This is a genomic window from Negativicutes bacterium (genome assembly GCA_018052945.1).
Lineage (GTDB): Bacteria > Bacillota > Negativicutes > JAGPMH01 > JAGPMH01 > JAGPMH01.
Genome location: JAGPMH010000074.1, coordinates 1 through 4246, shown reverse-complemented (window position 1 = coordinate 4246; position 4246 = coordinate 1). Strand labels below are relative to the sequence as shown.

The 4246-nt window shown below is 35.8% G+C and carries 4 protein-coding genes and 1 other annotated feature; of the genes, 1 reads left to right on the top strand and 3 read right to left on the bottom strand.

The window, feature by feature from the left end:
* Positions 1-40 precede the first annotated feature (40 nt).
* Together aroF and pheA are read right to left on the bottom strand one after the other, a co-directional pair.
* Complete coding sequence (gene aroF, locus KBI38_08065) at positions 41-1054, bottom strand: 3-deoxy-7-phosphoheptulonate synthase (GenBank protein ID MBP8630000.1); 1014 nt, start codon at positions 1052-1054, stop codon at positions 41-43.
* Positions 1055-1933: a prephenate dehydratase gene (gene pheA, locus KBI38_08060; GenBank protein MBP8629999.1), complete on the bottom strand. Its 879-nt coding sequence runs from the start codon at positions 1931-1933 to the stop codon at positions 1055-1057. It abuts the gene before it with no gap.
* Between the two features lie 87 nt (positions 1934-2020).
* Positions 2021-2267, bottom strand: a binding site (T-box leader).
* 251 nt (positions 2268-2518) lie between these two features.
* Between pheA and KBI38_08055 the strand changes: the two genes are divergently transcribed.
* Positions 2519-4075, top strand: coding sequence for an ABC-F family ATP-binding cassette domain-containing protein (locus KBI38_08055; GenBank protein MBP8629998.1), 1557 nt, complete (start codon positions 2519-2521; stop codon positions 4073-4075).
* 46 nt (positions 4076-4121) lie between these two features.
* Here the strand turns inward: KBI38_08055 and KBI38_08050 are convergent.
* On the bottom strand, positions 4122-4246 hold a 125-nt coding region (locus KBI38_08050; protein MBP8629997.1), incomplete at its 5' end, for a DUF2179 domain-containing protein.

Here is a 4246-nt window from a genome sequence, read left to right as displayed (position 1 = left end):
ATATCATTTAACTACCGTTCGACTATCGTTCATCCATAATTTACAGTTCGTTTTTCATGAACTCTGATAATTTGAAAACTTTTCTCATTACTTCATTATAGTTTTCCGGATTTAAAGATTGTGGTCCATCTGATAATGCTTTTTCCGGATTAGGATGAACTTCAATCATCAAACCATCAGCACCGGCTGCCACTGCCGCTAAGGACATTGGCTCTACCAGTCTCCATTTACCGGTACCATGACTTGGGTCAACAATAATTGGTAAATGACTTAAATGTTTAACTATTCCCACCGCACTTAAATCTAATGTATTTCTCGTATATTCTTCATACGTTCTAATACCGCGTTCACACAACACTACATTTTGATTACCTTCACTAACAATGTATTCCGCTGCATGTAACCACTCATTAATAGTCGCCGCTAAGCCTCTTTTTAATAACACCGGCTTATTACTTCGCCCAACTTCTTTTAACAATGCAAAGTTTTGCATATTTCTCGCCCCAATTTGTAACATATCCGCATATTGGGCCACAAGTTCGACTGCTTCTACCTCTGTTACCTCAGTAACAATTTTCAATCCGGTTAATTCTCTAGCTTCTGCCAAATATTTTAACCCCTCATGCTCCAAGCCTTGGAATGCATATGGTGAAGTACGAGGTTTATAAGCACCACCTCTTAAGAACTGAGCACCACCGGCTTTAACAATTTGTGCAGCTTCCATTAATTGTTCTCTACTTTCAACCGCACAAGGGCCTGCCATTACAACCAAATTGCCCCCACCAATTTTCACGCCACTAACATCGACAACGGTCGGTTTTGTATGTAGCTCTTTACTAACCAATTTATAACTTGATGAAATCGGCACAGTTTTTTCAACTCCTTTGAACGCCTCTAGTGATAAATTCGCTACCACTTGTTTATCTCCTATCACGCCAATAACAGTTTTAGACTCACCTTCTACAATATGTGCTTGCAAGTGATTGCTTCTAATTGCACTTACTACTCTTTCTACATCTTCTTTAGTTGCTTCCATATTCATAACAATAATCATTTAAATTACCACCTTTTTAATTTTATTATCAATCTTCTCTACATTAAATGAACCTAGGTTTTTAACCCATAAGCATTTTTCTGCTACCGCTGTTAAAGTTTCTTTGATATTCTCAGTAAGAACACTTCCTTCTATATTAAGAAAGAAAATATATTCACCCAAGCCTGTTCGCGCCGGTCTTGATTCAATTTTAGTCAAGTTAACATTTCTTTTCGCAAATTCTTGTAAAATCTCACATAAGGCACCGGCGTTATCACCCTTTAACTGACAAACAATTGCCGTTGCAACTTTAGCTCCCAGCACTTCTTGTTTGTCTTTGTGTAAAACGACAAATCTAGTGCAGTTAGTATTCATATCCTCAATATCACTAGCTTTGATTTCTAAATTATAAAGTTTTGCTGCTACATTAGTAGCAATAGCAGCATAATTTTCAGCTCCACCAGCAACAATTTCAGCCGCTTTCGCAGTACTGTCTACCGGAATGATTTTCGCTAAAGGATAATTTTTTTGTAAAAAATTATGGCACTGAGCTAGTGGTTGTGGATGTGAAACAATATATTTTATTTCAGTTTTCTGATCCTTAACTAATAATTGATTGTGTACCGCCCAAATCAGTTCGTGATTTATTTTTAAGTTAACTTCATGCACTAAAGTATCTAAAGTTATATTAATTGAACCTTCAATCGAATTTTCTATTGGCACTACGCAGTACTCTATTTCATCATTAGCGACAGCATTAATAGTTTCATAAATAGTATCATAAGGAATAGCTGTTTGAAATTTTTCCGGATATGTTGACAATAAATGATTTGCCACCGCTTCACTATGTGTTCCTTTCGGACCTAAAAAACCCAGCTTCCTACTTATGCTTTCTTCCATATAAACTCTCCTTAGCTTAGTGTTGTCTTTAGATTAAGCTCTGGCCAGAGACAAACTTCTAAATAAACAAAAAACTCTCATCCTTAAATAAAGGACGAGAGTATACTCGCGGTACCACCTTAATTATTTGCTATACGCAAATCACTTTATAAAGTACGGGATTGCTCCGATACTTCCCTTAAGATAACGGTAAAGGTTCCGACTATGCCTACACTTAACTTCAGCAAGTAACTCCAAGGCGAACTTCATCACATTCCTTTATATCAGGTTCCCACCTAACCCCGACTCTCTAAGATAAACAAAAATGATTACTTTTCCTCTTCACAGTCTTTAATAATGGTTTATTAAATTATTTGTATAATAACATAGCAAATTAACAATTTCAAGCTTTATTTTGTAATATTATTATTTTTTTATCATTTTTTAGTTTTTAGTTCTCCCTCTTGATACTTTCGTCTTTTTGGTGCGAACTTTATTTTCTTTCGCTATAAACTTTATTTTTTATTCTCTGATAAAATATTTGCTTGTTGCTTATTTATAATTTAGAATAATATAGATATAAAATTTTATGATAGGTGGCTAATAATGAGTGTTTTAAATGTTGAAAATGTATCCCACGGTTTTGGAGCTAGAACAATTTTAGAAGATGCTTCTTTCCGTTTATTAAAAGGTGAGCACGTTGGCTTAATCGGCGCTAATGGCGAAGGTAAATCTACGTTCTTAAATATTATTACCGGCCAATTGCAACCAGACCAAGGTAAAGTTACTTGGTCTAACCGTGTTACTGTTGGCTACCTCGATCAACATGCCGTTTTACAAAAAGGTTCTTCAATTCGTGATGTTTTACGAACAGCATTTGATGAAATGTATAAATTAGAAGCAGAAATGATTGGAATCTACGATAAAATGGGCGAAGCTACACCAGAAGAACTTGATAAAATGATGGAAGAAGTTGGGGAAATTCAAGATATCCTTGACCATAACAGCTTTTATACTATTGATGCTAAAATCGATGAAGTTGCCAACGGTTTAGGGCTTGGTGCGGTTGGCTTAGATAAAGATGTTACTGATTTAAGCGGCGGGCAAAGAACTAAAGTATTATTAACTAAATTATTGTTACAAAATCCGACTATTCTTATTTTAGATGAGCCGACTAACTATTTAGATGTTGAACATATTCAATGGCTAACAAATTATTTGAAAAATTACGAAAATGCTTTTATTTTAGTCTCTCATGATATTCCATTTTTAAATGATGTTATCAATGTCATTTACCATGTAGAAAATGCAACCTTAACACGCTACACCGGTGATTATTATAACTTCCAAGCTATGTACGAAATGCGCAAAAAGCAAGAAAATTCCGCCTTCGAGCGTCAACAACAAGAAATTGACCGCTTGGAAGATTTTATCGCTCGTAATAAAGCCCGCGTCGCCACTAGAGGAATGGCGAACAGTCGCCAAAAACGCTTAGATAAAATGGAAATTTTAGAAAAACCTAAAGAAAAACCTAAACCATCCTTCAAATTCCAAGAAGCGCGCACCCCAAGTCGCTTTGTTATTGAAGCTAAGCATTTAGTGTTAGGTTATGATGAACCATTGACGAAACCAGTTAACATCACCTTAGAACGCGGTCAAAAAGTTGCCATCCGCGGTGTTAACGGTTTAGGTAAAACAACATTATTAAAAACACTCCTTGGCAAAATACAACCAATCTCAGGGAAAATTGAGTTAGGCGAATTTGTAATGCCGGGTTATTTCGAACAAGAATCCAATCGCGATAATGACAATACCGCGTTAGAAGAAGTTTGGAATGAATATCCCGGAATGTCCAACTATGAAGTTCGCGCTGCTCTAGCCGGTTGCGGTTTAACCAACGAACATATCACCAGCAAAATGATGGTATTAAGCGGTGGTGAAGCTGCTAAAGTTCGTCTTTGTAAGGTAATGCAAGAAAAAATCAATTTATTAATTTTAGATGAGCCGACCAACCATTTAGATGTCGAAGCTAAAGAAGAGCTAAAAAAAGCTTTAATCAACTTTAAAGGCACAATTTTGTTAGTATCACATGAGCCGGAGTTCTATCAAGATTGGGTCACCGACGTTTGGAACGTTGAAACCTGGACCACAAAAATAGTATAAAATACAAAAAACGCACCGAGAAAATCCTCGGTGCGTTTTTGTTATTTTAATGAATTGCTTTTTTCTTAAATCTGCCACCAATAACATCGTGGACTTCATTAATTGTTACAAAGGCATTATCATCTTTTTCACTAACGATACCTTTTAACTTTTCAACTTCTAACCTTGTAA

Excerpts from the sequence above, each read along its gene's own strand:
- KBI38_08055 (MBP8629998.1), top strand. The coding sequence starts at position 2,519 with ATGAGTGTTTTAAATGTTGAAAATGTATCCCACGGTTTTGGAGCTAGA.
- pheA (MBP8629999.1), bottom strand. The coding sequence starts at position 1,933 with ATGGAAGAAAGCATAAGTAGGAAGCTGGGTTTTTTAGGTCCGAAAGGA.
- aroF (MBP8630000.1), bottom strand. The coding sequence starts at position 1,054 with ATGATTATTGTTATGAATATGGAAGCAACTAAAGAAGATGTAGAAAGA.